The organism is Micromonospora avicenniae, from assembly GCF_900156065.1.
Lineage (GTDB): Bacteria > Actinomycetota > Actinomycetes > Mycobacteriales > Micromonosporaceae > Micromonospora > Micromonospora avicenniae.
Genome location: NZ_FTNF01000011.1, coordinates 15,383 through 38,992 on the forward strand (window position 1 = coordinate 15,383; position 23,610 = coordinate 38,992).

At 72.5% G+C, this 23,610-nt stretch carries 27 protein-coding genes; 19 read left to right on the top strand and 8 right to left on the bottom strand.

Annotation, left to right across the window (positions count from 1 at the left end; genetic code table 11):
• The first annotated feature begins 3 nt into the window (after positions 1-3).
• Positions 4-384: a 4-carboxymuconolactone decarboxylase gene (gene pcaC / locus BXA10_RS17770; RefSeq protein WP_076471513.1), complete on the top strand. Its 381-nt coding sequence runs from the start codon at positions 4-6 to the stop codon at positions 382-384.
• A complete protein-coding gene (locus tag BXA10_RS17775) occupies positions 381-1,250 on the top strand; it encodes an IclR family transcriptional regulator (protein WP_245828299.1) in 870 nt (289 codons plus the stop codon). Before pcaC ends, BXA10_RS17775 begins: the two co-directional genes overlap by 4 nt.
• A 45-nt stretch (positions 1,251-1,295) precedes the next feature.
• Here the strand turns inward: BXA10_RS17775 and BXA10_RS17780 are convergent, their stop codons facing one another.
• Positions 1,296-2,564: an RNA-binding protein gene (locus tag BXA10_RS17780; RefSeq protein WP_076471515.1), complete on the bottom strand. Its 1,269-nt coding sequence runs from the start codon at positions 2,562-2,564 to the stop codon at positions 1,296-1,298.
• A gap of 179 nt (positions 2,565-2,743) precedes the next feature.
• Here BXA10_RS17780 and BXA10_RS17785 point away from each other — a divergent pair, with 179 nt between their 5' ends.
• Both BXA10_RS17785 and BXA10_RS17790 read left to right on the top strand, forming a co-directional pair.
• Positions 2,744-3,844, top strand: coding sequence for an aldo/keto reductase (locus BXA10_RS17785; RefSeq protein ID WP_076471516.1), 1,101 nt, complete (start codon positions 2,744-2,746; stop codon positions 3,842-3,844).
• Between the two features lie 90 nt (positions 3,845-3,934).
• On the top strand, positions 3,935-4,540 hold the full coding sequence (locus tag BXA10_RS17790) for a TetR/AcrR family transcriptional regulator (RefSeq protein WP_076471517.1): 606 nt from the start codon (positions 3,935-3,937) through the stop codon (positions 4,538-4,540).
• Between the two features lie 24 nt (positions 4,541-4,564).
• On the opposite strand, the gene BXA10_RS17795 is transcribed toward BXA10_RS17790, so the two are convergent.
• Positions 4,565-5,227, bottom strand: coding sequence for a TetR/AcrR family transcriptional regulator (locus BXA10_RS17795; protein ID WP_076471518.1), 663 nt, complete (start codon positions 5,225-5,227; stop codon positions 4,565-4,567).
• Positions 5,228-5,414: 187 nt separating this feature from the next.
• Between BXA10_RS17795 and BXA10_RS17800 the strand changes: the two genes are divergently transcribed.
• The 4 genes from BXA10_RS17800 (at position 5,415) to BXA10_RS17815 (ending at position 7,707) form a co-directional block, all read left to right on the top strand.
• Entirely contained in the window at positions 5,415-6,011 is a 597-nt protein-coding gene (locus BXA10_RS17800) for a DsbA family oxidoreductase (protein ID WP_076471519.1), read from the top strand.
• A gap of 67 nt (positions 6,012-6,078) precedes the next feature.
• Complete coding sequence (locus tag BXA10_RS17805; protein ID WP_076471520.1) at positions 6,079-6,621, top strand: cupin domain-containing protein; 543 nt, start codon at positions 6,079-6,081, stop codon at positions 6,619-6,621.
• Positions 6,622-6,763: 142 nt separating this feature from the next.
• Complete coding sequence (locus BXA10_RS17810) at positions 6,764-7,270, top strand: phage holin family protein (protein ID WP_076471521.1); 507 nt, start codon at positions 6,764-6,766, stop codon at positions 7,268-7,270.
• A gap of 32 nt (positions 7,271-7,302) precedes the next feature.
• Positions 7,303-7,707, top strand: coding sequence for a ChaB family protein (locus BXA10_RS17815; RefSeq protein ID WP_076471663.1), 405 nt, complete (start codon positions 7,303-7,305; stop codon positions 7,705-7,707).
• Between the two features lie 21 nt (positions 7,708-7,728).
• Here the strand turns inward: BXA10_RS17815 and BXA10_RS17820 are convergent, their stop codons facing one another.
• A complete protein-coding gene (locus BXA10_RS17820; protein ID WP_217696792.1) occupies positions 7,729-8,205 on the bottom strand; it encodes a TetR/AcrR family transcriptional regulator in 477 nt (158 codons plus the stop codon).
• Positions 8,206-8,288: 83 nt separating this feature from the next.
• On the opposite strand from BXA10_RS17820, the gene BXA10_RS32725 reads away from it, so the two are divergent.
• The gene (locus tag BXA10_RS32725; RefSeq protein ID WP_084752990.1) at positions 8,289-8,387 is read left to right on the top strand and encodes a hypothetical protein; all 99 of its coding nucleotides are present in this window, start codon (positions 8,289-8,291) and stop codon (positions 8,385-8,387) included.
• A 156-nt stretch (positions 8,388-8,543) separates the two neighbouring features.
• Positions 8,544-10,112 carry a metallophosphoesterase family protein gene (locus BXA10_RS17830; protein ID WP_425436086.1) on the top strand — a complete coding sequence of 523 codons (1,569 nt, stop codon included), beginning with the start codon at positions 8,544-8,546 and terminating at the stop codon, positions 10,110-10,112.
• A 76-nt stretch (positions 10,113-10,188) separates the two neighbouring features.
• Here the strand turns inward: BXA10_RS17830 and BXA10_RS17835 are convergent, their stop codons facing one another.
• From BXA10_RS17835 to ccsA, 5 genes are read right to left on the bottom strand one after another with little or no spacing between them, the layout of a single operon-like run.
• Complete coding sequence (locus BXA10_RS17835; protein ID WP_076471523.1) at positions 10,189-11,079, bottom strand: cytochrome c-type biogenesis protein CcmH; 891 nt, start codon at positions 11,077-11,079, stop codon at positions 10,189-10,191.
• Positions 11,076-11,627, bottom strand: coding sequence for a TlpA family protein disulfide reductase (locus BXA10_RS17840; RefSeq protein WP_076471524.1), 552 nt, complete (start codon positions 11,625-11,627; stop codon positions 11,076-11,078). Before BXA10_RS17840 ends, BXA10_RS17835 begins: the two co-directional genes overlap by 4 nt.
• Positions 11,624-13,558 (bottom strand): cytochrome c-type biogenesis CcmF C-terminal domain-containing protein, encoded by a 1,935-nt coding sequence (locus BXA10_RS17845; protein ID WP_084752932.1) that lies wholly within the window; start codon positions 13,556-13,558, stop codon positions 11,624-11,626. Before BXA10_RS17845 ends, BXA10_RS17840 begins: the two co-directional genes overlap by 4 nt.
• Positions 13,548-13,949 (bottom strand): cytochrome c maturation protein CcmE, encoded by a 402-nt coding sequence (locus BXA10_RS17850; protein ID WP_076471525.1) that lies wholly within the window; start codon positions 13,947-13,949, stop codon positions 13,548-13,550. Before BXA10_RS17850 ends, BXA10_RS17845 begins: the two co-directional genes overlap by 11 nt.
• Positions 13,946-14,710 (bottom strand): cytochrome c biogenesis protein CcsA, encoded by a 765-nt coding sequence (gene ccsA / locus BXA10_RS17855; RefSeq protein WP_076471526.1) that lies wholly within the window; start codon positions 14,708-14,710, stop codon positions 13,946-13,948. Before ccsA ends, BXA10_RS17850 begins: the two co-directional genes overlap by 4 nt.
• Positions 14,711-14,840: 130 nt before the next feature.
• Here ccsA and coxB point away from each other — a divergent pair, with 130 nt between their 5' ends.
• Genes coxB through qcrB form a run of 9 tightly spaced genes read left to right on the top strand, consistent with a single transcriptional unit; the run spans position 14,841 to position 23,602 of the window.
• Complete coding sequence (gene coxB / locus BXA10_RS17860; protein WP_175649236.1) at positions 14,841-15,872, top strand: cytochrome c oxidase subunit II; 1,032 nt, start codon at positions 14,841-14,843, stop codon at positions 15,870-15,872.
• A gap of 15 nt (positions 15,873-15,887) precedes the next feature.
• Positions 15,888-17,816 carry a cytochrome c oxidase subunit I gene (gene ctaD, locus BXA10_RS17865; RefSeq protein WP_076471528.1) on the top strand — a complete coding sequence of 643 codons (1,929 nt, stop codon included), beginning with the start codon at positions 15,888-15,890 and terminating at the stop codon, positions 17,814-17,816.
• Between the two features lie 55 nt (positions 17,817-17,871).
• The gene (locus BXA10_RS17870; RefSeq protein ID WP_076471665.1) at positions 17,872-18,495 is read left to right on the top strand and encodes a cytochrome c oxidase subunit 3; all 624 of its coding nucleotides are present in this window, start codon (positions 17,872-17,874) and stop codon (positions 18,493-18,495) included.
• A gap of 1 nt (position 18,496) precedes the next feature.
• Positions 18,497-18,898, top strand: a complete 402-nt coding sequence (locus tag BXA10_RS17875) for a hypothetical protein (protein ID WP_076471529.1) — start codon at positions 18,497-18,499, stop codon at positions 18,896-18,898.
• Positions 18,886-19,767 (top strand): cytochrome c oxidase assembly protein, encoded by an 882-nt coding sequence (locus BXA10_RS17880; RefSeq protein ID WP_084752942.1) that lies wholly within the window; start codon positions 18,886-18,888, stop codon positions 19,765-19,767. Before BXA10_RS17875 ends, BXA10_RS17880 begins: the two co-directional genes overlap by 13 nt.
• Complete coding sequence (locus BXA10_RS17885; RefSeq protein WP_076471531.1) at positions 19,764-20,153, top strand: c-type cytochrome; 390 nt, start codon at positions 19,764-19,766, stop codon at positions 20,151-20,153. Before BXA10_RS17880 ends, BXA10_RS17885 begins: the two co-directional genes overlap by 4 nt.
• A gap of 4 nt (positions 20,154-20,157) precedes the next feature.
• Positions 20,158-21,003, top strand: a complete 846-nt coding sequence (qcrC, locus tag BXA10_RS17890) for a cytochrome bc1 complex diheme cytochrome c subunit (RefSeq protein WP_076471532.1) — start codon at positions 20,158-20,160, stop codon at positions 21,001-21,003.
• Positions 21,000-21,866 carry a QcrA and Rieske domain-containing protein gene (locus BXA10_RS17895; RefSeq protein ID WP_084752945.1) on the top strand — a complete coding sequence of 289 codons (867 nt, stop codon included), beginning with the start codon at positions 21,000-21,002 and terminating at the stop codon, positions 21,864-21,866. Before qcrC ends, BXA10_RS17895 begins: the two co-directional genes overlap by 4 nt.
• Positions 21,863-23,602: a cytochrome bc1 complex cytochrome b subunit gene (gene qcrB, locus BXA10_RS17900; protein WP_076471534.1), complete on the top strand. Its 1,740-nt coding sequence runs from the start codon at positions 21,863-21,865 to the stop codon at positions 23,600-23,602. Before BXA10_RS17895 ends, qcrB begins: the two co-directional genes overlap by 4 nt.
• Positions 23,603-23,610 lie beyond the last annotated feature (8 nt).

Below are 23,610 nucleotides of genomic sequence, written 5' to 3' on the forward strand. Positions count from 1 at the left end.
ACTGTGGACGACCGCGATCGGCACGAGGCAGGCATGACGGTACGCCGGCAGGTGCTGGGCGACGCGCACGTCGACCGGGCGATCGCCGGCACCGACGAGTTCACCGCCGACTTCCAGGACCTCATCACCCGCTACGCCTGGGGGGAGATCTGGACCCGGCCCGGCCTCGACCGGCGTACCCGCAGCTGCGTCACGCTCGCCGTGCTCGCGACCCTGCACCACGACGAGGAACTCGCCATGCACGTACGTGCCGCGCTGCGGAACGGGTTGACGCCGGAGGAGGTCAGTGAGGTCCTGCTCCAGGTCGGTGTTTACGCTGGCGTACCAGCGGCGAACCGGGCTTTCAAGGTTGCCCGGGAGACCCTGCGGCAGGAGGAAAAGTGAGCGCTTCTCGACCTCCCCTCGCCGCCCGTCCGACCGCGAGTGCGGAAGCGGTGCGCGCGGTCCAGGCCGAAGCGGGGGCGGTGTCCGAGGAGACGGCACGATCTCCGGAGTTCGTCCAGTCGCTGGAACGAGGGCTCGCCGTCATCCGGGCCTTCGACGCCGAGCATCCCCAGCTCACGCTCAGCGATGTGGCCCGCACGACCGGGCTGACCCGGGCCGCCGCGCGCCGGTTCCTGCTCACCCTCGTCGAGTTGGGGTACGTGCACACCGACGGCCGGCTCTTCTCGCTGCGGCCCCGGATCCTCGAACTCGGGTACGCCTACCTGTCGAGCCTGAGTCTTCCCGAGGTCGCGCAGCCCCACATGGAGGCGCTGGTCGCGCAGGTCCACGAATCCTGCTCGGTGTCCGTGCTCGACGGCGGCGAGGTGGTCTACGTCGCCCGCGTCCCCACGAAGCGGATCATGACGGTGGGGATCAACGTCGGCACGCGTTTTCCCGCGTACGCCACGTCCATGGGGCGGGTACTGCTCGCCGCCCAACCGGCGGACTGGCTGGACGACTACCTCGCCGAGGCGGAACTGCGGCCGCTGACCCGCCGTACCGTCACCGACCCGGCGAAGCTGCGCACCGTGCTGAAGAAGATCGCCGCGCAGGGGTACGCGATCGTCGACCAGGAACTCGAGGAGGGCCTTCGTTCCCTGGCCGCGCCGATCCGCGGTGACAACGGGTCGGTGATCGCCGCCGTGAACGTCTCGGCCCACGCCAGCCGCGGCTCGTCCGAGACGATCCGCAAGGAGTTGCTGCCGCCGCTGCTCGCGACCGCCGAGCGCATCGAGGAGGACCTGCGCGCCGGGCCCAACCGGTAGGAGCTGATGGTCCGACCTCGGCCGCCTCTACTGATCCGACCGGTGTCACCGGCCGGACTGTTCGGTGCCCGGCGTCCGCGACGCCGTGTGGTACGCGGTCAGGGCCTCGCGATTGTCCGGCAGGCCGTACTCCGCGACGAGCATGGCGACATTGCCGAAGTCCTGCCCGTCGATGAGCCATGGCTCGGGGGAGTGGCTCAGCACCTCGACGAGCCGACGTTGCCGGGAGGTCAGGGCCGCGGCCGGTGTCCCCGGCGGCAACGTTCCGTCCGGGAACGCCAGTCGCAGTGCCTCGCCCAGCACGGTCAGCGACTGGTCGCCGCTGACGGCGGGCAGCCGGGCGGTCAGCGCGTCGAAGGCGCGGTCGGCGTGCCGGGGGCCGAGGTGCCGCAGGGCGAGGCCCGCGTACCCGCTGAGGTCGCCGCCGAGGAACGGCACCCAACCGCCGTCCGTCGGGTCCTCCCCGGCTGCAGCCGGCGGCGCGGCGGTCCACGTCATCAACTCCTCGACCGTCGTGGGGTCGGCCTTCGGGCCCAGCACCCGGGCCCGTCCGATCGCGGTGGCCCAGCGGATCAACGGGCTCGGGTCGGTCAGCAACCGGTCGTCGGGCGCGGCGCCGAGCAGCCCGGAGGCGACGAGCATGGTGGCCAGCTCGGCCGGCCGTGTCCCCGCGCCGGCTGTCCGTGCGGCTTCCGTGGCGCGGGCCAGTGGGGGCAGGCTGCCGGCGGCCTCCTCTGGGAACCAGGCGACGGCGTACGCCGCCGCGACCCGCAACCACGGATCGGGGTCGCCCAGCAGGCGGCGGAAGAGTGGCACCCCGGCCCGCGCTGCGTCGTAGACCGCCAGGTCGATGTACGCCCACAGCCGGCCCCGGTCGGCCGGGTCGAGGGACTCGACGTACGCGTACTTGACGTACTCCTTGGCGGCCTCGTCCGCGCCGGTCCAGGGTGCGGGCTTGGCAGCGAGCAGTTCCCGCCCGCCCTCGGCGGCGCGGCGGTACGAATCGACCGGGAAGCCGTCCGGCAGGACGTTCTCGTCGTGTCCGATGGCGAGTGAGGTCACCAGGGCGAGCACCGAGGGCCGGTCCGGGGTGGCCGGGTCGGCGAGCAGTTCCAGCAGGAACGGCACCGCGTAGGCGCTCGCCTCGTACCGGCTGCCCTGGTGGAAGACGTTGGTGTAGAGGGTGCCGAGAGCGTCGTCGCGGGTCGCCGGGTCGCTCGATCGCAGGGCGCGGAGCAGGTCGGGTACGTCGTCGGCCGCCCCGTAGGCGTGCCCGAGCCGCTGCCACCGGATGTCGTCGAGTCCGTCGAGCATGTTCCATGTTCTCCCACCGCCTCCGGCCGGGCGGCGGCAGGATGGGTCGAACCGGAACCGGCCGGTCGGCGACCAGCTCTGGACTTGCCGGTCCAATTTTGTCGCGCCACAGTTTGCTCCGGCGGTCCGGACCGGGCCGACCACGAATCTGGCGGACAAGGCAACTGGAGTACCAGACGATGCACTACTACCTGCTCGGCCGGTCCGGGCTGCGCGTCAGCCGGCTCGCCCTCGGCACCATGAACTTCGGCACCGCGGGCTTCCATGCCGCGTACGGCAAGACCGAGGCCGAGGCCGAGCCGATCTTCCGGCGCTACCTGGAGGCGGGCGGCAACTTCGTCGACACGGCCGACTTCTACACCGCCGGTGAGAGCGAGCGGATCCTCGGCCGACTGATCACCTCCGCCGGGGTGCGGGACCGACTGGTGCTGACCAGCAAGTTCACCAACAGCACCGATCCCGGCGACCCCAACGCCAGCGGCAACGGCCGCAAACACATGATCCGTGCCCTGGAGGCGTCGCTGCGCCGACTCGGCACCGACTACCTGGACCTGTACCTGCTGCACACCTGGGACCGGATCACCCCGGTCGAGGAGGTCGTGCGGACCTTCGACGACCTGGTACGCGCCGGCAAGATCCGCTACGCCGGCCTGTCCGACGTACCGGCGTGGTACGCCGCCCGGGCGCAGAGCTACGCCGATGCGCACGGCCTGACCCCGATGATCAACCTGCAACTGCCGTACTCCCTGATCTCGCGCGGGATCGAGCCGGAATACCTGCCGATGGCGCAGTCCCTGGGCCTGGGCCTCACGGCGTGGAGCCCCATCGGCGGCGGGCTGCTCACCGGCAAGTACCGGCGGACGGCGGACGGCCTGGCGGGCGCGGGACGACTCGGCACGGACGGTGCGAACGGCCGCCCGGTCAGCGACCGCGACTGGCGGGTGATCGACGCGCTCGACGGCGTCGCCACCGAGCTGGGCCGGAGCATGGCCCAGGTGGCCATCAACTGGGTGGCCACCCAGCCCGCCGTCGGCTCGGTGATCATCGGGGCGAGCAGCCCGGAGCAGGTGGACGGCAACGTGGCCGCGCTCGACTTCGAGATTCCGCGGGAGTTGCGCGACCGGCTCGAGCAGGCCAGTGCCGAGCCGCTGCCGGCGCCGTACTCGATGTTCACGCCGGAGTACCAGTCCTGGGTTGTGAGCCCGGGTCTGGGCATCGGTGACAAACCGGCCGGGTACGCCCCGCCGATCATCAACGGCGCCGCCCTGCCGGTCGGCTGACGACCCGTCCCGCGGTGGGTGCCGCCCAGCGCGGGACGGCACCCACCGCCGTGGGCGATACCGTTGAACCGCACGACCCGAGGAGGCCTCATGACGCGCTCGCTGACCAGCAAGGGCGAGGCGACCCGAGCACGGATCGTCGCCGGCGCGGCCATCGAGGTACGTGAGCGCGGGGTGGACGAGGTCCGCCTCGAGGATGTGATGGCCCGCACCGCCACCAGTAAGAGCCAGCTCTTCCACTACTTCCCGGGCGGTAAGGAGGAACTCCTGCTCGCGGTGGCCGAGCATGAGGCCGACCAGGTGCTCGCCGACCAGCAGCCGATGCTCGGAGACCTGACGTCCTGGGCGGCCTGGCAGGCGTGGCGTGATCGGGTGATCTCGCGCTACCAGGAGCAGGGCGACACCTGCCCGCTCAACGGTCTGCTCGGCCAGGCGGGTCGCCGCGCACCGGCCGCCCGGGCGGTGCTCGTCGGGCTGATGCAGCGTTGGCAGGATGCGATCGCCGCCGGGATCCGGCACATGCAGTCGACCGGCGAGATGACCGCGGACGTGGACGCCGGACGCGCGGCTGCAGCCATGTTGGCCGGCGTCCAGGGTGGCGTCGTGCTGTTGCTCTCGACCGGAAGGGTCGACCATCTCGAGGCCGCCCTCGACCTCGCCATCGACGGTCTCCGGCGGCCGCAGTCCCCCGGGTGACCGCACCCCGCCCACCCGAGACGATCAGTCGCCCTGCTGCTGGTCGGGAGCGACGGACGGCCACAGCGTGGCCACCACGCGTTCGGGGAGTCCCTCGATCGACTCTCCGGCATAGAACGCGGCGAAGTAGCTACCGAAGCACATCAACGCGATGGCGCGGGTGTCGATGTCGGCTCTGACCGCGCGTCGCTCCCGCAGCTGCATCAGTACCTCCTCGACAAGGGCGACGCGGGGTTCGACGGCGTGCTCGCGCAGGATCTCCAGCAGGTCCGGAGTGCGGCGCGCCTCGCCGGCGAAGTTGCCCATCAGCACCATCGCGTCCGGGTTGAAGTCGCCGGGATCGAGCCGGCGGACAGCCTCCACGAGCGCGTCGCGCGGCGCCAGCTCCGTGAGGTCGACGGTGTGCATGTCGCGCTGCTTGCGGAAGCCGTAGTCGAGCGCGTCGACCACCAGGTCGAACTTGTTCTTCCAGCGGCGATAGAGCGTGGGTCGGGTCACCTTGGCGTCGGCGACGATGTCACCGATCGTCATCCTCGAGTAGCCGTCCCGCACGAGGCGCTCCCGGGTGGCCAGGATGATCGCCTCGTCGATGGCGGCGTCCCGGGGCCGGCCGCCGGGGTGCGCGCGATCGCCCCGGCTCGTTGCACTGTCCCGGTCCGGTTCGCCCTCTGGTCGGGTTCGAGCCATGGTTCACCTCGTGGGCAGCGACTGCCGTCGCGCGGCGCAGATTACGTTACAGGTGGTGACTGTAACACAAAGCACCAGCGCGGCGGGGTCGCCGGAGTGGGCGTGCGGATCATGGCAAGTTACAGTCAAGTGCTGTAACGAAACGTGTTGAGCCGCATCGACCGGCTCCCCAAGGCAAGGGGCTGACGTGGAACCGAGCAATTCCGTCCTGCACTGGTTCGACTTCATCTGCCCGTTCTGCTACGTGGGGCAACAGCGCAACGAGATCCTCGAACGACGCGGCCTGGAGGTCGTACACCTGCCGTTCCAGATCCACCCCGAGATCCCCGACGGGGGCGTCGAGGCCGGGCCGCGAACCGGACCGATGTATGAGGCGCTCGAACGTGAAGCAGCGGAAGCCGGCCTGCCGTTGAACTGGCCGCGACGGCTGCCCAACACCCGGAAGGCGCTGACGGCGGCCGAATGGATCCGCCGCAGCCGGCCGGACGTGTCGGGGGACTTCAACCGGGCGTTGTTCGCCGCGCGCTTCGAGCTCGGCGAGGACATCGGTGACCGGGCGGTCGTGGAGCGGCACGCCGCCGAGGTCGGAGTCGATCTCGACGCGCTGCGGTCCGCGTTGGACGACGGCAGCGCACTGGCCTTCCTCGCGGAGTCCGAGTCCTTGGGCGCGCGCCTCGGCGTTCGAGCGACACCGACCTGGCTCATCGCGGGCGAGTTGGTGTCCGGCCTTCTCCCGCGGGAGGAGTTCGAACGGCTCGCCGAGAAGGCGACGCCCCGTGGATGACGCCGCCAACCCGGTCACCTGACCGGACGGGCTACGCGGAAGACCTGGTGAAGGAGAGGAGACGTCGATGGACGTGAACAATGCGCCCGAGTTGAAGGTGGTGCCACCCGGCGGTGGTGAGTCGGTCGACATCCCGGGGTTCGGCGCTGTCTTCAAGCTCTACAGCCGCGACAACGGTGGCCGGGTGGCCATCGTGGAGCATCCGTTCGCCGTGGGCACGATCACCATGCCGCACCGCCACACGCGCGAGGACGAGCACTCCATCGTCCTCGAAGGTGAGATCGGGTTCCGGTCCGACGGCGACGAGGTCGTCCTCGGGCCTGGGGGCTACATCACCAAACCACGCGGCCAGATGCACGCGATGTGGAACGCGGGCGGCGTGCCCGGACGCATCATCGAGGTGATCACACCAGGCGGCTTCGAGAGCTACTTCCGGGAACTCAGCGAGCTGTTCACCTCCGTGAAACCGGCGGCCGGCGTGAGCATCCGCGAGACGCCCGAGTTCGGCGAACTCGCCACGAAGTACGGCCTGACCTACGGCACGCCCGACTGGCTCGACGGCATCGTCGCGCGGTACGGACTGCGCCACCCGCTCGGGCGGGCCGGCTGACCGACGCACCCCAGCGGGGGTGGCGCACGCAGTCCGTGCCGCGCGAGGTCGCGACGGGCCGGGCGATCGACACCGCCGGGGTGGTTTCGGGGCAGTGGGCCGGTGTGCCGCCGGGGAACGTGGGTACCAAGCCGCGTTGGCTGTGAGCAGCGGGGAGGACACCATGGCAGGCGCGGCTTCTTCTGATCAACCCGCCCGGGGCGGCCGGACAGGCAACCCCGCCGGGCGCTTCGCGGACGAGATCGCCGAGGTCGTCCGCGACGAGATGGGCGCTGTGCGCCGCCAGCTCACCGAGGCCGCCCGGCCGGCCGGCACCGGCATCGCCCTGCTCGCGGCGGCCGGCGGCTGTCTCATCCTGGGGGTGGGCGCCGCGTCGACCACCGTGCTGCGCATGCTGGAGACGTTCCTGCCCCGGCGTCTGGCCGTCGCCGGGCTGGCATCCGGCTACCTCGCCGCGGCCGCCGTACTGGGGCGGCTCGGACTGCAGCAGTTGAGCGCGGCGGGCGACAACTCGGCCCGGGTCGCCGACGAGGTGCGCGAAGCCGTCTCCGCGACGGCCGGTGCGGTGGTGCCCGCCGGTTCCGCGGCCGCCCGCCAGGCGCTGGGAGGCGGGCGCGGCCCCGAGTCCGACGGACGGAACGAGGTGTGACGTTGCCGGACAAACATGAGCAGGCCGAACAGATGCGTGACGACGTGCCGTCGACTGTCGCCCGCAGCGACGACAAGGCGGTGCGCACGTACAAGAAGACGCTGGAGTCGGCCGAGGAGACCTACGGCGACGGGGAGCGGGCGCACCGTACGGCGTACGCCTCGCTGAAGCACACCCACGAGAAGGTGGGCGACCACTGGGAGCCCAAGGAGCGCCCCGGGCCCTCGGATCCGCAGGCGGAGCTGGGCACGCCGGCGTCCCGGGAGCGCGGTCGCCCGACCGCCGGGGGTGTGAACGCCAACGCGAGCAAGGCGCATCTCGAGGACGTCGCTCGCCGGGTGGGCATCGAGGACCCGCAGGACCTGGAGAAGGACGACCTGGTCCAGGCGATCGAGAAGGCAAACGCCCGGGCCACCGCGCGCGCCCGGAAGCGGTGAGAACGTCCGGGCCTCGCCCGGTCAGGCCGGTGGCCAGTTCCGCAACGCGGTGTCGGCCACTTGCTGCAGCTCCTCGCAGGTCGCGCCGCTGGCTGCCTGGACTGCGACGCCGTTGGCGATGGTCATGACGTAGCGGGCGATCTTCTCCGGATCGGCGCCGGCGGGCAGGTCGCCCTCCGCGACGGCCTGCCGGAACCGGTCACGCAGTAGCGCCTGGCCGTGGGCGCGCCACTCCGCGAGGAAGTCACGGGCGGTGCGCCCGGTCTCGCCGGCGGCCAGCGCGCCCTGGACGCCGAGGCAGCCCGCCGGGAGTCCGGGCAGGGTGTTGGCGCGGGCGGCGCCGGCGAGGAAGGCCATGGCCACCTCGCGGGCGGTTGGCGCTCGTAGTGCTTCGGCGACGTAGCCGCCGGGGCCCTGCTCGTAGTGCTTCAGCGCCTTGCGGAACAGCTCCTCCTTGTTTCCGTAGGCCGCGTACAGGCTCTTGCGGGAGATGCCCATGGCCTCGGTCAGGTCGGTGAGGCTGCACCGGCACCCCCACGAAGGAGTGGCTCGGCGTTCCGCCGTCCGGTGCCTCGTTCAAGATCGTCGAGTACGCCATCTACAAGGTTCGTGACGGTCGGTTCTCCCAGATGACGAACCTGCACGACTCGGCCGAGATGCTCCGGCAGTTGACTGCCTGACCGCTGAGGGGATCTGGGGTAGATCGGCAGAAACCACGAGCGGGGGCACCGGCGGCGGTGTCCCAGCTGGTGGTGGCGCCGAGCATCGTCGGCGGTCGGTCTGACGCTCGTCGTCGCCGGTCGCGCGGCGTACTGTTGGTCGCCACGAATACGTGCATTCTTGCATGTTTCGCTGCGGGGGAGGGGTGGGGAGCCGTGAAGCGAGGCGCTGCCCGCTGGGCGCGTCGAGGGCTGGTGGCCCTCGCCATGATCGTCGTTACTCTCGCCGGGGTGACCGGCGGCACCATGCTCGGCGGCCGGGTCACCGGGGACGTCGGACCACTGCGAGTGCAGTTCCAGCTCAGCCCGTCGACCAACGGCGGCAGCGAGATCGCCGTGCCACCGCTCGGCTCGCTCTTCCTGGACAGCCACTCCGGACCGGCCCGGCTCACCGCCCGCCTCGACTCGCTCGACCAGAAGCGCGCCGAGGCGCTGATCCACGAACCGGGCGGGCTGGCCGCGGCCGGGGCCTCCGCGCCGGCCGACATCCGCGACGCCCTGCTCCGGCTGGGCCTGCGCACGATCGCGGTGTCCGTCCTGGTCACCATGCTGCTCGCGGCACTGACCTTCCGTTCCACCCGCCGGACGGCCTGGGCGGGGACCCTCGCGCTCGCCGTCACCGGCGGCGCCCTCGGCGCGGCCGCGCTCACCGTACGACCCAGCGCCGTCGCCGAGCCACGCTACGAAGGACTCCTGGTCAACGCGCCCGCGCTGGTCGGCGACGCCCGCCGGATCGCCGACGACTACACCCGCTACGCCGACCAACTGCAACGACTCGTCGGAAACGTCAGCAAGCTCTACGGCACCATGTCCAGCCTGCCCGTGTACGAGGCGGCGCCGGACACCATCCGGATCCTGCACGTCTCCGACCTGCACCTCAACCCGTCCGTCTGGCCCGTGATCAAGACCGTGGTCGAGCAGTTCGACATCGACCTCGTGATCGACACCGGCGACATCACCGACTGGGGCAGCGAGCCGGAGACGTCGTACGTGTCGATGATCGGCCAGCTCAAGGTGCCCTACGTCTACATCCGCGGCAACCACGACTCGCCCCGTACCGCGCAGGCCGTCGCCGGGCAGCCGAACGCCGTGGTCCTGGACGACTCGATCACCAGTGTCTCGGGCGTACGCATCGCCGGGATCGGCGATCCCCGGTTCACGCCGGACAAGCAGGACCAGGAAGCCGGCCCGTGGGAGGAGGGGCCGACGAGCCTGCCGGGCTCCGGCCTGCGACTCGCCGACACCATCCGGGCCGCCGGCGTCCCGGTCGACATCGCCCTGGTGCACGACCCGGCGTCCGCCGAGCCGCTCGCCGGGACGGCGCCGCTGATCCTCGCCGGGCACACCCACCAGCGGGAGGTCCGCATGCTGCCCGGCCCCGGCGGCGGACCCGGCAGCCGGCTCGCGGTGCAGGGCTCCACCGGCGGAGCGGGCCTGCGTGGCCTGGAGGGCGAGGAGCCCACACCGCTGGCCATGTCCGTGCTCTACCTGGGTCAGAACCACCGTCTCGAGGCGTACGACGACATCCGGGTCGGTGGCACCGGCCTGGCTCAGGTGAGCCTGAACCGGCAGGTGATCGACCCGGACGTCGCGGCGGACACGGGTGGCGCCGGCGCCGGCGAAGCGACCCCGGCCGCACCCCCGCCGTCGCCGGATCGCCCGAGCCCGGTGCCCGTCGGCCGCTGACCACGTGTCCGCCGCGCCCAGTTGAATCGGGTGCGGCGGCGCGGGCACCCGCGCCAGGGCGGTCCCCGCTGCGCGGTCAGGCGCCGAGCAGCCGCCGGATCTCCGGGGCAGCCGGATGGCGCGGCGCCACGGCGAGGAACCGGCGCAGCGTTTCCGGCGCGTCCCCCGGGCGGGTGCTGCGTTGCGCGAGCCCGAGCACCAGCAGCCCGTCCGGCGAGTCGGGCGAGCGCGCCAGTACCTCCCGTACCGTCCGTTCCGCACCGGCGGCGTCGCCCGCGCGTAGCAGCGCGAAGGCGAGCCGGAGTTGAACGCCGTCGTCCGGGCGGTCCCGCAACGCCTCCCGGTACAGCTCGGCGGCGGCGTCGTACCGCTGGTCACGCTCAAGATCGCGGGCCAGCTGGAGGGTGACGGCGACCGGGTCCGCAGGGCGCCCCTGCGGCTGCGCGTCGTCCAGGCGGTCGGCGGCGAGCGCCACCGCGGCCACCAGCACCATCACCCCGGCGCAGGACACCCACCAGACACGTTGGGCGGCCGTGCCGCCCCGAGCGCGGCCGGCCGCGGCCGCGACGGGTCGCCGGTGCCGCGACGGACGCAGCGTGCGTACGGCGGCGGCGCCGGCGCCCAGCAGAGCCAGCGCCGGTACGGCCCAGAGCAGCAGCGACAGCCCCCGGGCCGGCGGATCGGCGAGCACGTCGTCGCCGTAGCGCTCGACGAACCAACGGCGAATCTCCGCCGGGCTGCGTCCCTGGGCCAGTTGCTCGGCCACCGCCTCTCGCATCGCCGCAGCGATCGGCGACTGCGAGTCGGCCACCGACTCGCCCTGGCAGGCCGGGCAGCGCAGCCCTTGCGTCACCGTGCGGACCGGGTCGGCGTCCCGGGCCGGCGCCGACGAGCGGAGCAGTCCCGCGACCGCTGCGGCGACCAGTGCCGCGACCACCAGCGCGCCGAGCAGCCGCCGCCAGCTCATGCCGGCTCCAGCAGCGGTGCCACCCGCTGATCGAGCCAGCGCCGGGTGACCACTCCCTGCTGACGGGCGACGATCCGCCCGTCCCGGTCCACCACGAAGGTCTCGGGGACTCCGCGTACGCCCCACCTGACGGCCTGGGTGCCGTCCGGGTCCGGCAGCACGGTGAGGCCCGTCGTCCCGGTCTCGGCCAGCAGCGTCCGCACCGCCTCCGGTCCGTCGCGCAGGTTCAGCCCGACGACCCGCAGCCCGTGCGGGGACCAGCGACGCGCGGTGTCGGCGAGCAGCGGCAGCTCGTCGCGGCACGGCCCGCACCAGGAGGCGAAGACGTTCACCAGGACCACCTCTCCGCGTGCCTCGGTGAGGTCGAACCGTCCGCCGTCGAGCGTGGCGCCGTCCAGCGCCGGCGCCGAGGTCGGGCCGCCGGCCGCTCCGCTGGGCGGGGCCGTGCCGGTGTGCAGCCCGGCCGCCAGCACGACGGCGACCGCGACCACCAGCAGCAGCACGGTCGCCCTGCCGACCGGCAGCCGGCGCAGTCGGCCGGCCGTCATGCCGTGACCTGCACGGCGGCGGGCGGGGCGGCCGGAGCCGACGGTGGTGTCCGCCGCCGGATCCGCCGCACGCTCGTGGCGAACCCCAGGAGTCCACCGCCGACGATCAGCGCCGCGCCGCACCAGAGGACGCCCACCAGCGGGTTCACCGCGAGCCGCACTGTCGCGGTGCTGCCGTCCGCCGCGACGGAGAGCAGCGTGACGTAGGTGTCACGCCGAAGGCCCGTGGCTATCCACGGAACGGTGACCGCGGTGTCCCGCGCGGTGTCGTACCAGAGTCGCGGAGCGACGCTGTGCTCGGCGCCGTCGCCGGTCAGTGCCAGCCGGGCCTGCACCGCCATCCGCCCGTTGCCCGCCGACCGCTCGACCGCCAGCAGCCGTACCGACACGTCCGACACCCGTACCACCTCTCCGGTGCGCACGGTCCGCTCCTGGGCCCGGCCGTACGCCGAGGATCCCGCGACGCCCAGCGCGACCAGTGCGAGGCCGGCGTGCGCCAGCAGGGCCGCCAGGCGTACCGTCCGCGCGCCCCGGCGGCGGCGCAAGAGCGATCCGAGTTGTCCGGCCAGACCGGTCAGGGTGAACGCCGCCGCCCCGAACGCGACAAGTGCGGGCACACCCGGCCGGCTGAGCAGGCCCACCGCCGCCGCGGTCACCGACCCGGCGACCGCGGGCAGTACCAGCTGCCGGGCCGCCGCCCGGTCACCGGCCCGCCGCACGGCCGGGGCGACTCCGGCGAGCAGAAGCACCACGATCGCCAGCGGGACCGCCGTGCGGTGGTAGTAGCCGGGACCGACGCTCGAGCGGGCACCGGTCAGCGGCTCGGTGAGCAGTGGGAGGACGGTGCCGATCAGCACGACCGCGGCGATCGTCACCAGCAGCACGCCGTTGACCAGGACGGCCGTGGCGCGGGACAGCAGGGGAGTGCGGCCCGGAGCGGGCGGCAACGGGTCGCGCCGGCCGGCGAGCAGCGTCGATGCCAGGACCGCCAGCAGCACGAGACCGAGCAGCAGCGGGCCGAGTGGGGATTCGGTGAACGCGTGCACGCTGGCGACCGCGCCGGAGCGGGTGAGGAACGTGCCCAGCAGCACCAGCAGGAAGCTGGCGCAGGCGAGGACGGAATTCCACCGAGCACGCCGGAGGGCACCCGACAGCATGGTGTGCAGGAATGCAGTCGCGGTCAGCCAGGGCATCAGGGAGGCGTTCTCCACCGGGTCCCACGCCCAGTAGCCACCCCAGCCGAGCACCGCGTACGACCACCAGGCGCCCATCGCGATCCCGGCGGTCAGCGCCGACCAGGCGGCCAGGGTCCACGGGCGGGCGATGCGGAGCCAGTCCCGGCCTTCGGGCCCGGCCAGCGGGGCGGCCAGGGCGAGGGCGAACGGCACGACCAGGCCGAGGTAGCCGAGGTAGAGCAGGGGCGGGTGCACGCCCATCGCCGGGTGCTGCTGGAGCAGGGGGTTCGGTCCGGGGCCGTCGACCGGCGCCGGGTGCACCGACCGGAACGGGTTCGCCGCGAGCGCCGACAGGGCGAAGAAGAACGTCGTCACCACGCCGACGACCGCCATCGCGTACGCGTGCAGCCGGGGCGGGTGTCGCCGGCGGGCCAGCAGCGCGGCGTATCCGCAGAGCACCAGCAACCACAGCAGCAGCGAACCGTCGAGTGCCGACCAGAGACTGGTGACCGTGTCGTAGCCGGACACGTGCCGCCCGCCGTTCTCGGCGACGAAGCGGACGCTGAAGTCGTGTCGGAGCAGGGCCGTCTCCAGCACCGCGCACGCCAGGGCGGCGGCCAGCAGGGTCACCCCGGTGGCCACCCGCGCCTGCCGCGCGGATCTGCCGAGCAGCGCGACCCGCAGCCAGAGCGGAACGGTGAGCGAGGCGCTGATCAGCCCGGCGGTCAGGCTGGCGGTGCCCAGGTCACCGAGCATCCGACGACTCCGCCTCGGCCGGCCGGTACTCGTTGCCGTGCCGGACCTCCACGTGGTCCGCGCGAAACACGCCGTCGGTGGAGAGGTGGCCTTCGACGACGGCGCTCTCACCCTCGCGGAACGTCTCCGGTGGGACACCGCGCTGGTACACCATGATCTCGTGTCCCGCCTCGGCCAAGTTGAACACCACCAGGTCGCCCTCGCGACGCAGCGAGCCGGGCACCACATCGCCGCCGAGCCGTACGCGCTCCCGCGCCACCTCCGGATCGGCCAGCACCTCGCCCGGCGTCCGGTAGTAGGTGAGGGTGTCCTGTAAGGCGCTGGTGACCAGCAGGCCCCCACCGGCGAGCAGCACGCCGATCAGCGCGATTCGGCCGGGTCGCCGGATCATCCGACCCGGGCCGGGGCGCGCCGGGCCGGGTCGGCGGGCGCGGCCGCCGGCACGGACCGCCGGCGTTCCAGCCGGACCACCCGGTGTAGCAGGACGCAGAGCGCGACGACGCTGGCCGCCGCCACGGCGAGCAGCAGCGCGAGGCCCATCCGTGGATCGATCGGCGGGCGTTCCGGGGCGAGCATCGTGGCCTGCTGGTGCAGCGACCGCCACCAGAGCACCGAGAAGTGCACCACGGGGACCAGCAGGAAGCCGGCCACGCCGAGCACGGCCGCCGGCCGGGCCACCGCACGGTCTCCGTCGTGGCCGCCGGTGTGTTCGGTCAGCATCCTTCGCAGCGCCAGGTAGCCGGTGTAGGTCAGCAGCAGGAGCGCCGTGCTGACCAACCGGGGATCCCAGGCCCACCAGGTGCCCCAGACCAGGTGCCCCCAGTAGGACCCGGTGCCGATGGCGAGGGCGGTCAGCACGACACCGATCTCGGCGCCGGCCCGGGCGAAGTGGTCCCAGCGCGGGTCGGCGCCGATCAGGTACGCCACGCTGGCCGCCAGCACGACTCCGAACGCGAGGTACGCCACCCACGCGGCCGGCACGTGCAGGTACATGAGTCGTTGTGCCGGACCCTGCGCGGCGTCGGCCGGGGCCAGGAACCCACCGGCGAGAGCTGCGGCCGCGGACAGCCCGCCGCCCGTCCACGCCAGCGTGCGCCGGCCGGCAGCTCCGCCGCGAGTGTCGAGGGCGAGGTCCACGGTGGTCGCTCGCATGATCTCCCTGTCCGCGCCGTCGGCGCTTGCCCCGTTCCTGCGTGCCGACTCTATTCCGGGCAAATGGTCTATTCATCGTATTTGCCTATATGAGGCGTAAGAGGGGATGAGCTGATTAGGGTCGGTGCCGGTGGACAGAGCGCACGACCTCGAGCATCCCGGGCGACGCCGGCCGAGCCGGCGCGTCGGCCCGGCGCTGGTGGTCGCCGCAGTGCTGACACTCGCCGGATGTTCGGGCGGCTCGCCCTCCACGCTCGACCCGGGCGGTACGGGCGCCGCCCGGATCGCCGACCTGTGGTGGGTCCTCTTCTGGATCTCCGCAGCGGTCTTCGCCGAGGTCATGGTGCTCCTGGTGTGGGCGCTGGTGTTCCGCCGGGGCCGCGACACCCGGGTGCGGCACGGTCAACCGCTTCGGTTCGTCGCGATCGCCGGCGCCGGGGTGCCGCTGGTGATCCTGGTGGTGGTCTACGCCCTCGGGCTCCGCGACCTGGCCGCGCTCGGCGCCGGACCCGGACGGGACGCACCCACCATCGAGGTCACCGGCCACAAGTGGTGGTGGGAGGTACGAGTGCCGGGCATCGACGGCGCCACCGCGAACGAGCTGCACATTCCGGTCGGGGAACGGGTCCGGGTGCGGCTGCGCACAGCGGACGTCCTGCACAGCTTCTGGGTGCCGCAACTGATGCCGAAGACCGACCTGATCGCGGGCGAGATGCGTGAGACCTGGCTGCACGCCGAGCGGGCGGGCACCTACCGCGGGCAGTGCGCCGAGTACTGCGGTACCCAGCACGCGCACATGGCGCTCCAGGTGATCGCCGAACCGCGCTCACAGTTCGAGGCCTGGTTGGCCCGCCTCGCGGCGCCGGCGCGCCAACCGACTACCGAAGCGGAGCGGCGCGGGCAGCAGGCCTTCGTCCAGGGCAGTTGCGCCGGCTGTCACGCGATCCGCGGCACCGGCGCCGACGCCCGGGTCGGGCCGGACCTGTCCGACGTCGGCTCGCGCTGGAGCATCGGCGCCGGTGCCGTGCCCAACGACGCCGGACACCTGGGCGGGTGGATCGTGAACCCGCAGACCGTCAAGCCCGGCAGCTACATGCCGCCGCAACCGGTCGACGCGCAACGACTGCCCGACCTCATCGCCTACCTGCGGTCACTCGAGTAGAGCGGGAGGTAGGACATGTCCACGACCACCGCGCCGTCACCCGGCGCCGGCCAGGAGGACCTGGCCCGCCTCGAAGCGCACTGGGGGGAGCGGGCCTCGCTGCGCTCCTGGTTCAGCACGGTCGACCACAAGCGGATCGGGCGGCGCTACCTGGTCACCGCCTCGCTGTTCTTCGTCCTGGCCGGGACAAGCGCGCTGGCCATGCGCACCCAGCTCGCCCGGCCCGAGTCGAACCTGCTCTCCCCGGAGGAGTACAACCAGCTGTTCACCATGCACGGCACGGCGATGATCTTCCTGTTCGCCACCCCGATGTTGTTCGGCTTCGGCAACTACCTCGTCCCGCTGATGATCGGTTCGCGGGACATGGCGTTCCCGAAGTTGAACGCGTTCGGCTACTGGGTGTTCCTCTTCGCCGGGCTGTTCATGTGGGCGAGTCTGCCCTTCGGCGCGGCGCCCAACGGGGGGTGGTTCGCGTACGTGCCGTTGACCGACGACCGGAACACCCCTGGGCTGCACATGGACGTGTACACCCTGGGATTGCTCTTCCTCGGCATCGCCACCACCGCGGGCTCGATCAACTTCATCGTCACCGCGCTCAAGCTGCGGGCGCCCGGCATGTCCCTCAACCGCGTCCCGCTCTTCGTCTGGGCGATCGTCGCGACCGCCTTCATGGTGATCTTCGCGTTGCCGGCGCTGAATCTCGACAACGCCATGCTCTTCCTCGACCGCCGGTTCGGCACCCACTTCTTCGACCCGGAGGCCGCCGGCAACGTGCTGCTCTGGCAGCACCTGTTCTGGATCTTCGGCCACCCGGACGTGTACATCATCGTCATGCCGGCGCTCGGGATCGTCTCGGCGGTGCTGCCCGCCTTCACCCGCCGCGGCGTGGTCGGCTACGTCCTGATCGTGCTCGCCATCGTGTCCATCGCGATCATCTCGTTCGGCGTCTGGGTGCACCACATGTTCGCCACCGGCCTGCCGCACCTGTCCTACAGCTTCTTCAGCGCCGCCAGCACGATCATCACGATCCCCTCGGGCATCCAGATATTCGCCTGGCTGGCTACCATGATGCTCGGCCGCCTGGTCGTGCGGGTGCCGCTGCTGTTCCTCGTCGGGTTCATCGTGACCTTCGTGCTCGGCGGTCTCACCGGCGCCATGTTCGCGCTGACCGCCTTCGACCAGCAGGTCACCGACTCGTACTTCGTGGTCGCCCACTTCCACTACGTGCTCATCGGCGGCGCGGTGTTCCCGATCCTCGCCGCCATCTACTACTGGCTGCCGAAGATGACCGGACGGATGTACCACGAAGGGCTCGGCAAGTGGGCGTTCTGGCTGTTCTTCACGGGCATGCAGGTCGCCTTCTTCCCGATGCACCTATCCGGCCTGTTCGGCATGCCCCGCCGGGTCTACACCTACCGCGACGAGCCCGGCTGGGACGTGTGGAACATGGTGAGCACCATCGGGGCGTACATCCTGGCCGTCGGCCTGCTGCTCGTGCTGATCGGCGTGGTGCACGCCATCCGTCGTGGCCGTCCCGCACCACCCGACCCGTGGTGCGGCGACACCCTGGAATGGTCCACCGAGTCACCGCCGAGACCGTACAACTTCCCGGTCCTGCCGCAGGTGCACAGCCTGCACCCCACCTGGGACCAGCCGAGCCGGTCCTCCATGGCCGAGGATGCCACCCCGGACCGGATCCTCGCCGACGGCCGCCGGACGTTGTTCACCAGCGAACTCGACGGCCGCCGCGAACGCGTGGTGGAGATGCCCGAGGCGTCCCTGCAACCACTGCTGCTCGCCCTGGCCATGCTCGTGTTCTTCACCGCGATGCTGTTCGCCTGGTACCCGTTCGCCGTGGCGGCGGCCGTCGCGGTGGCCGTGATCATCGCTTGGTGGCTGTGGCCGCCGCGGCGTCCCGAAGAGGAACTGGGGGTGGCCCGATGAGCGGGCACCGCGCGGGTGAGCCACGTGCCGGCACCGATCGCGGGGAGTGGCCCGGATGAGCAGTCGCAACCTCGCCGCGGCCACCAGCACCGAGGCGCTGACCACCGAACTGCCGGTCGGCCGCTCCACCGGGTGGTGGGGCATGGTCATGTTCGTCACCACCGAGGCGACCCTGTTCGCGTGCCTGCTCGGCAGCTACTTCTACCTGCGCTTCCAGCACGGCGGCGAATGGCCACCCGGCGGCATCGCGCAACCCAAGCTGCTACGCCCGTTGGTGATGACCGCCGTGCTGTTGCCCAGCAGCCTGCCGATGATCTGGGCGGATCGCGGCATCCGCCGCGGCTCCCGCCGGCGGCTGCGGTACGGCCTGGTCGCCACCATCCTGCTCGGAACCACCTTCCTGGTCCTGCAGGCCACCGAGTACGCCGAACTGTTCCACGAGTTCACCCTCACCACGAACGCCTACGGCTCGCTCTTCTTCGTCATCACCGGATTCCACGGCCTGCACGTGCTCATCGGGCTCACCATGCTGAGCTGGCTGCTCGCCGCCGCCCTGCGCGGCGGCAGCTTCGGCGCCCACCGCCACGACCGGGTCCGCAACGCCGCCATCTACTGGCACTTCGTCGACGCGGTCTGGGCCGCCATCCTGTTCACCATCTACCTCTCGCCGAGGCTGTGACGTGAGCGCGCAACCCGGCCCGCGTACCCGCCTCGCCGGTGGGCTGCTGCTCTGGTACGCGGTGCTGGGCGGCGCGCTCGCGTGGGCGATCCACCTGATGCTGGCCTGGGGCATCGACGAACTCACCTGCGCCAGCGGCTCGGATCGCATCGGGGCGGTACCGCTGCGGGTGGTCGTCGCGCTCGCCGTGGTCGTGCCGGCGCTCGCCACCGTCGGAGCGCTCCTCGCCGCCGCGCTCGCCTGGCGACGGACCGCCCACACCCGATCCGACGGGATCGCCGAAGGGACCCTCGGCCGCACCCGGCTGCTCGCCGCCCTCGGCCTCTGGGCGAACCTGCTGTTCCTGGCCATCATCCTGCTGGGTGGCGTCGCGTTGCTGGTGTTCCCGCCATGCCAGCGATGAACGCGGCCGGCTCCGTCCAGGCCGGGCTGCTCACCATCCTGCTCGCCGTGGCAGTCGCCCTGCTGGCCGCCGGCTACGGCCGGGGTGTCCACGAGTTGTGGGCGCGTCGGGGGGCCGGGGAGGTGCTGCCGGGCTGGCGGGTCGTCGCCTTCGGCGGTGGCGTGCTGGTCGTGCTCGCCGCCGACAGCGGTCCGCTGGCCGGGTTGGCGCAGCGGTCCTTCGCGGGCCACATGACCCAGCACATGGTGCTGCTGCTGGTGGCCGGCCCGCTGCTCGCCGCCGGTGCCGCCGGGTTGCCGCTCAGCCTGGCCTGCCCGGTCCGGCTGCGCCGACGGCTGGCCCGGCTCCGGTCCGCCCGCGGCACCCGCTGGCTGCGCCGGCCGGTGAACACCGCAGTGGTGGCCGGCGCGGTGCAGACGCTGGTGCTGTGGGTCTGGCATCTGCCAGCGCCGTACGTCGCGGCGCTGGACCGGCCCGTCGTGCACGCCCTGGAACACGTCTGTTTCGTCGCCGGATCCTGGCTGCTCTGGGCGCCGATCCTCGGCGTGACCCGGCACCGGCTGCCCGGACCTGTCGCGATGCTGCTGCTGGTCGCAACGATGCTGCCGGCCTCCGCGCTGGGCGCCGTCCTCACGTTCGCGCCACGGCCGGTCTACCCGCTCCGGGCGCTCGGCCCCGAGCCACTCGCCGACCAGCAGCTCGCCGGCCTGCTCATGTGGGCGCCGATGGACGTGGCCGTCCTCGTCGCGGCGTTGACGGTGTTCCTGCGCTGGCTGCTGCGGCTGCAGCGGCAACATCCGGACGCAGTGGGTCCGACCGAGCCGGCCGGGCCCGCGGCCGCAGCCCGAACCGAGGGAGTGCTGCGATGACCAAACCCCCGCGTGCCCGGTGGCTCGCCCTGCTGGTGCCGGTGGCGGTGCTCGCCGTCACCTCCTGCGCTCGCGCCGACCGCCCGCCGCCCCCGGAGATCCGTGCCGGTCAACCGGACCGCGGAGCCGCCCTGATCACCCAGTACGGCTGCGGCTCCTGCCACACCATTCCCGGCATCGACCGCGCCGACGGGCTGGTCGGGCCGCCGCTGACCCGGTTCGGCGCGCGCTCGTACATCGCTGGGGAGCTGGTGAACAACGCCGACAACCTTCAGCACTGGATCGCCGACCCGCAGGCTGTCGAGCCGGGAACCGCCATGCCGGATCTCGGCGTCACCCCGATCGACGCGCAGGACATCGCCGCCTATCTCTACACCCTGGACTGACCGGATGCAGCAGCACGCCTCGATCGGTGCGGCGCAACGGCACCGGCCCCGCCGGATCCTCGCCGTCGGAACGGCTCTGGTGCTCGCCGCCGGGCCGGCGCCGTTGGCCGCCCAGCCCGATCCCGACTCGACACCGACGGCCGCGTCCCCCTCCGCGGCGTCCCCCTCCGCGGCGTCCGCCTCCGCCGCGCCCGCCTCCGCCGCGCCCGCCGGGCAGCGTGGCGCGGAGCTGTACCGGCAGCACTGCGCGAGCTGCCACGGCGAGCAGGGCCAGGGCAGTCAACGCGGCCCCTCCCTGGTCGGCGTCGGCCCCGCCTCGGTGGACTTCCAGGTCGGCACCGGCCGGATGCCCATCCCGGACGAGATGCCGCAGCCCCGACGCGACGAGCCGGTCTTCTCGGCCGACGAGATCGCCGCGCTGGTCGACCACGTGGCGAGCTTCGGCGGGGGCGGGCCGCAAGTCCCCCGGGTCGTCCCCGGCGACCTCCCGGCCGGGCGGGAGATCTTCGCCGCCAACTGCGCGCCCTGTCACGGCGCCACCGGCGCGGGCGCGGCACTGACCGACGGCCGCGACGCCCCACCCCTGTACGAGGCCTCGGCCGTGCAGATCGCCGAGGCGGTGCGGGTCGGGCCCGGGCTCATGCCGGTGTTTCCCAGCCAGGTGCTCACCGATCAGCAGGTCGACGACCTCACCACGTACGTGCGGCGGCTGCAGGGCGAGCGGCTGGACCGGGGCGGAAACCCGCTGGGCCGGCTCGGCCCGCTCGTCGAGGGTCTGGTCGCCTGGATCGCCACCCTCGGGCTGCTCGTCGCGGCGGCCCGCTGGCTGGGCAAAAGGGCGGAGGAATGAGCAGGCGCCCGCCGGTGACGCCCGCCCCGCCAGGGGTGAACCGCCGTATCGTGTGCTCCTTCCTGGTCAGCGCCGCCGGCGCGACCGGCTTCGCGGTCACGTACGGCCTCGGTGGACAGACACAGTGGGAGGGCGTCTGCCTCGCCGTCGCCTTCGCCGGACTGGCGAGCGGCCTCGCCATCTGGGGAAGGCGACTGGTGCCGACCGGCGGCTACGTCGAGGAACACGAGGGGCTCACGCCGCCACTGGGGGAGCAGGCGATGGCCGGCGACGCGCTCGCGGCGCCGGACAGCCCGATCCGTCGTCGCGGCCTGCTCGGTGCGCTCGCGCTCGCGTTGACCGCGCTCGGCGCCGCGGCCCTGTTCCCGCTCCGCTCGCTGCTGCCGTGGGACCGCACCCGCCCGGTCGAGGCGCTCAAGGACACCCCGTGGCGACCCGGCGTCCGGCTGGTCACGGCCGACGGTAGACCGCTGCGCCCCGCGGACGTACCCACCGGGACGGTGGTCGCGGTCTTCCCCGAGGGTGACCTCGATGCGGGGGACGCGCCCGCGTTCGCGGTCCGCCTGCAACCGGAGCGCTTCACCCGTCCTCCCGCCGGCGGTCACCTCGACGGGCTGGTCGTCCACTCCCTGCTCTGCACCCACGCCGGCTGCCCGGTCCGGCTCTACCTGCACGGGACCGGCCGGGTGCTCTGCCCCTGCCACCAGTCGTCCTTCGACCTGTTCGCCGGGGCCGAGCCCGTCGCCGGCCCGGCCGCCCGGCCACTGCCCGGTCTGCCGATCGAGGTGGGCCCGGACGGGTTCCTGCGCGCCACCGCGGACTTCACCGCGCCGCCCGGCGCCGGCTTCTGGAGCCGGCCATGATCCTCGATCGGCTCGCACGCGGGGTCGACGACCGGCTGCGGCTCTCCCCGATCACCCGGAAGGCACTCGCGAAGGTCTTTCCGGACCACTGGTCGTTCATGCTCGGCGAGATCGCCCTCTACTCGTTCATCGCTCTGATCCTCACCGGCGTCTACCTCACCTTCTTCTTCGAGGCCAGCTCCGCCGACCGGGTCTACCACGGCTCGTACGCGCCGCTGGACGGCAGCACCACCTCCGCCGCGTACGCCTCCACGGTCCGGTTGAGCTGGGACGTCCGGGCAGGGCTGCTGATCCGGCAGACCCACCACTGGGCTGCCGTGGTCTTCGTCGCCGCGATCGTCGTGCACCTGATCCGGATCTTCTTCACCGGCGCGTTCCGCAAGCCCCGGGAGCTCAACTGGCTGGTCGGGGTCACCATGCTGACCCTCGCCCTGGCCAACGGCTTCACCGGCTACTCGATGCCCGACGACCTGCTCTCCGGCATGGGACTGCGGATCATCGTCTCGGTCGTGGAGTCGATCCCGGTGGTCGGAGCCTGGCTGGCGTTCCTCGCACTCGGCGGCGAGTTCCCCTCCGACGAGATGATCCCGCGGCTGTTCGTCAGCCACGTGCTGCTGGTACCCGCGGTGCTGGTCGCCCTGATCAGCGTGCACCTGGCGATGGTCGTACGGCAGAAGCACAGCCAGTTCCCCGGCCCGGGACGCACCGAGCACAACGTGGTCGGCTCCCGGTTCTGGCCCAGCTACACCCTGCGGTCACTGGCGCTGTTCGCCTGGGTGGTGGCGGTGCTCTTCGCGCTCGGCGGGCTGGTGCAGATCAACCCGGTCTGGCTCTACGGCCCGTTCTCGCCGGCCGAGGCCACCTCACCCGCCCAGCCCGACTGGTATGTGACCTGGGGCGACGGCGCGCTTCGGCTCTTCCCCGCGTGGGAGTTGCGCATCGGCGGGTACCTGGTGCCGTCACCGTTCATTCCCGGCGTGGTGATCGGCGGCGTCACGTTCCTGGCCCTGTACGCCTGGCCGTTCCTCGAACGGCTGCGCACCCGCGACCGCCGGCAGCACCACCTGCTGGACCGTCCCCGCGACCATCCGGTCCGGATGGGCGTCGGAGTCGCCGCGCTCACCTTCTACGCGGTGCTGGTCGTCGCGGCGGGCGACGACATCATCGCCCGGCTGCTGCGGGTGTCCGTCTACGACGTGCTCTCGGTGCTGCGCGTCGTGGTGCTCGTCCTGCCGTTGCTCACCGGGACGCTGGCGTTCCTGCTGGCCAGGGCCCTCAGCCACGGCGACGCCGCCCGCCTCGGCGAGCTGACCCGCGCCGACCTGGCGAAGGCGCGGGACGTGCACCGGCCGCCCGCCGGTCACCGTGCCCGGAAGACAGCGGAGGTGGACGAGCCGGAGCGGCCGGCCCGGGACCGCCCCGGCGAGCGGATCGAGCTGTGGCCGGAGGGCGAGGTGTGGCGCTGGCGCTACCGGGACGCCCCGGGTGGGGTCGCGATCCTGGGCAACCGGGCGGCGTCGACCGAGCAGGAGGCGGCCTCCGCCGCCCAACTCGCCTACCCCGGTGTCGACCGGGTCGTCGTACCGGGCCCGCCGGCCCGGCCGCCGGGCAAGGTCCGTGCCGTGCTGCGCCGCGGGGCCAACGCTGCCATGGGCGTCTCACTGCTGGTCGCGGCGCTACGGCAGCGGCGGGCACGCCGGAGCGGATCCGACCGGCCCGGCGAGCCGCCGCGCTGACCGCCCTC

What these genes read in the sequence shown, in the direction of transcription:
- BXA10_RS17780 (WP_076471515.1), bottom strand. Translation starts at nt 2,564, where the DNA reads ATGCTCGACGGACTCGACGACATCCGGTGGCAGCGGCTCGGGCACGCC.
- BXA10_RS17785 (WP_076471516.1), top strand. Translation starts at nt 2,744, where the DNA reads ATGCACTACTACCTGCTCGGCCGGTCCGGGCTGCGCGTCAGCCGGCTC.
- BXA10_RS17790 (WP_076471517.1), top strand. Translation starts at nt 3,935, where the DNA reads ATGACGCGCTCGCTGACCAGCAAGGGCGAGGCGACCCGAGCACGGATC.
- BXA10_RS17795 (WP_076471518.1), bottom strand. Translation starts at nt 5,227, where the DNA reads ATGGCTCGAACCCGACCAGAGGGCGAACCGGACCGGGACAGTGCAACG.
- BXA10_RS17805 (WP_076471520.1), top strand. Translation starts at nt 6,079, where the DNA reads ATGGACGTGAACAATGCGCCCGAGTTGAAGGTGGTGCCACCCGGCGGT.
- BXA10_RS17815 (WP_076471663.1), top strand. Translation starts at nt 7,303, where the DNA reads ATGCGTGACGACGTGCCGTCGACTGTCGCCCGCAGCGACGACAAGGCG.
- BXA10_RS17820 (WP_217696792.1), bottom strand. Translation starts at nt 8,205, where the DNA reads ATGGGCATCTCCCGCAAGAGCCTGTACGCGGCCTACGGAAACAAGGAG.
- BXA10_RS17835 (WP_076471523.1), bottom strand. Translation starts at nt 11,079, where the DNA reads ATGAGCTGGCGGCGGCTGCTCGGCGCGCTGGTGGTCGCGGCACTGGTC.
- BXA10_RS17840 (WP_076471524.1), bottom strand. Translation starts at nt 11,627, where the DNA reads ATGACGGCCGGCCGACTGCGCCGGCTGCCGGTCGGCAGGGCGACCGTG.
- BXA10_RS17845 (WP_084752932.1), bottom strand. Translation starts at nt 13,558, where the DNA reads ATGCTCGGTGACCTGGGCACCGCCAGCCTGACCGCCGGGCTGATCAGC.
- BXA10_RS17850 (WP_076471525.1), bottom strand. Translation starts at nt 13,949, where the DNA reads ATGATCCGGCGACCCGGCCGAATCGCGCTGATCGGCGTGCTGCTCGCC.
- ccsA (WP_076471526.1), bottom strand. Translation starts at nt 14,710, where the DNA reads ATGCGAGCGACCACCGTGGACCTCGCCCTCGACACTCGCGGCGGAGCT.
- ctaD (WP_076471528.1), top strand. Translation starts at nt 15,888, where the DNA reads ATGTCCACGACCACCGCGCCGTCACCCGGCGCCGGCCAGGAGGACCTG.
- BXA10_RS17870 (WP_076471665.1), top strand. Translation starts at nt 17,872, where the DNA reads ATGAGCAGTCGCAACCTCGCCGCGGCCACCAGCACCGAGGCGCTGACC.
- BXA10_RS17880 (WP_084752942.1), top strand. Translation starts at nt 18,886, where the DNA reads ATGCCAGCGATGAACGCGGCCGGCTCCGTCCAGGCCGGGCTGCTCACC.
- BXA10_RS17885 (WP_076471531.1), top strand. Translation starts at nt 19,764, where the DNA reads ATGACCAAACCCCCGCGTGCCCGGTGGCTCGCCCTGCTGGTGCCGGTG.
- qcrC (WP_076471532.1), top strand. Translation starts at nt 20,158, where the DNA reads ATGCAGCAGCACGCCTCGATCGGTGCGGCGCAACGGCACCGGCCCCGC.
- BXA10_RS17895 (WP_084752945.1), top strand. Translation starts at nt 21,000, where the DNA reads ATGAGCAGGCGCCCGCCGGTGACGCCCGCCCCGCCAGGGGTGAACCGC.
- qcrB (WP_076471534.1), top strand. Translation starts at nt 21,863, where the DNA reads ATGATCCTCGATCGGCTCGCACGCGGGGTCGACGACCGGCTGCGGCTC.